We start from the raw sequence: 1978 nt of genomic DNA, 5'->3' as shown, positions 1-1978 counted from the left end.
GTGGCCCCCCTTCTCCCGAAGTTACGGGGGCATTTTGCCGAGTTCCTTAACCATAGTTCACCCGAACGCCTCGGTATTCTCTACCTGACCACCTGAGTCGGTTTAGGGTACGGGCCGCCATGAAACTCGCTAGAGGCTTTTCTCGACAGCATAGGATCATCCACTTCACCACAATCGGCTCGGCATCAGGTCTCAGACACAAGCCAGGCGGATTTACCTACCTGACGTCCTACACCCTTACCCCGGGACAACCACCGCCCGGGATGGACTACCTTCCTGCGTCACCCCATCACTCACCTACTACCAACTTGGTTCAGCGGCTCCACCACTCCCCATCACTCCGAAGAGATCAAGGGCGGCTTCACGGCCTTAGCATCACTGGATTCGATGTTTGACGCTTCACAGCGGGTACCGGAATATCAACCGGTTATCCATCGACTACGCCTGTCGGCCTCGCCTTAGGTCCCGACTTACCCTGGGCAGATCAGCTTGACCCAGGAACCCTTAGTCAATCGGCGCACACGTTTCTCACGTGTGAATCGCTACTCATGCCTGCATTCTCACTCGTCAACCGTCCACAACTACCTTCCGGTGCTGCTTCACCCGGCAGACGACGCTCCCCTACCCATCACAGCACCCGTTGGGGCTTCTGCTGCAATGACACGACTTCGGCGGTACGCTTGAGCCCCGCTACATTGTCGGCGCGGAATCACTTGACCAGTGAGCTATTACGCACTCTTTCAAGGGTGGCTGCTTCTAAGCCAACCTCCTGGTTGTCTGTGCGACTCCACATCCTTTCCCACTTAGCGTACGCTTAGGGGCCTTAGTCGATGCTCTGGGCTGTTTCCCTCTCGACCATGGAGCTTATCCCCCACAGTCTCACTGCCGCGCTCTCACTTACCGGCATTCGGAGTTTGGCTAAGGTCAGTAACCCGGTAGGGCCCATCGCCTATCCAGTGCTCTACCTCCGGCAAGAAACACACGACGCTGCACCTAAATGCATTTCGGGGAGAACCAGCTATCACGGAGTTTGATTGGCCTTTCACCCCTAACCACAGGTCATCCCCCAGGTTTTCAACCCTGGTGGGTTCGGTCCTCCACGAAGTCTTACCTCCGCTTCAACCTGCCCATGGCTAGATCACTCCGCTTCGGGTCTTGAGCGTGCTACTGAAACGCCCTCTTCGGACTCGCTTTCGCTACGGCTACCCCACCCGGGTTAACCTCGCAACACACCGCAAACTCGCAGGCTCATTCTTCAAAAGGCACGCAGTCACGAGAGTGAAGCAAGCTCCACTCCGACGCTCCCACGGCTTGTAGGCACACGGTTTCAGGTACTATTTCACTCCCCTCCCGGGGTACTTTTCACCATTCCCTCACGGTACTATCCGCTATCGGTCACCAGGGAATATTTAGGCTTAGCGGGTGGTCCCGCCAGATTCACACGGGATTTCTCGGGCCCCGTGCTACTTGGGTGTCTCTCAAGCAAGCCGCTGACATTTCGACTACGGGGGTCTTACCCTCTACGCCGGACCTTTCGCATGTCCTTCGCCTACATCAACGGTTTCTGACTCACCGACCGGCCGGCAGACCGATCAAGAGAGATCCCACAACCCCGCACGCGCAACCCCTGCCGGGTCTCACACACATACGGTTTGGCCTCATCCGGTTTCGCTCGCCACTACTCCCGGAATCACGGTTGTTTTCTCTTCCTGAGGGTACTGAGATGTTTCACTTCCCCTCGTTCCCTCCACACTGCCTATGTGTTCAGCAGTGGGTGACAGCCCATGACGACTGCCGGGTTTCCCCATTCGGAAACCCCCGGATCAAAGCCTGGTTGACGACTCCCCGGGGACTATCGCGGCCTCCCACGTCCTTCATCGGTTCCTGGTGCCAAGGCATCCACCGTGCGCCCTTAAAAACTTGGCCACAGATGCTCGCGTCCACTGTGCAGTTCTCAAACAACGACCAACCACCCATC

General features: G+C 57.2%; 1 rRNA gene. It reads right to left on the bottom strand.

What is annotated here, in order from left to right:
• Positions 1-1926 (bottom strand): 23S ribosomal RNA (locus tag ABZ484_RS38470); the annotation flags it as partial.
• Positions 1927-1978 lie beyond the last annotated feature (52 nt).

The sequence above is a fragment of the Streptomyces sp. NPDC006393 genome, assembly GCF_040628575.1.
Classification (GTDB): domain Bacteria; phylum Actinomycetota; class Actinomycetes; order Streptomycetales; family Streptomycetaceae; genus Streptomyces.
This window is presented reverse-complemented; position numbering and strand designations above follow the sequence as displayed.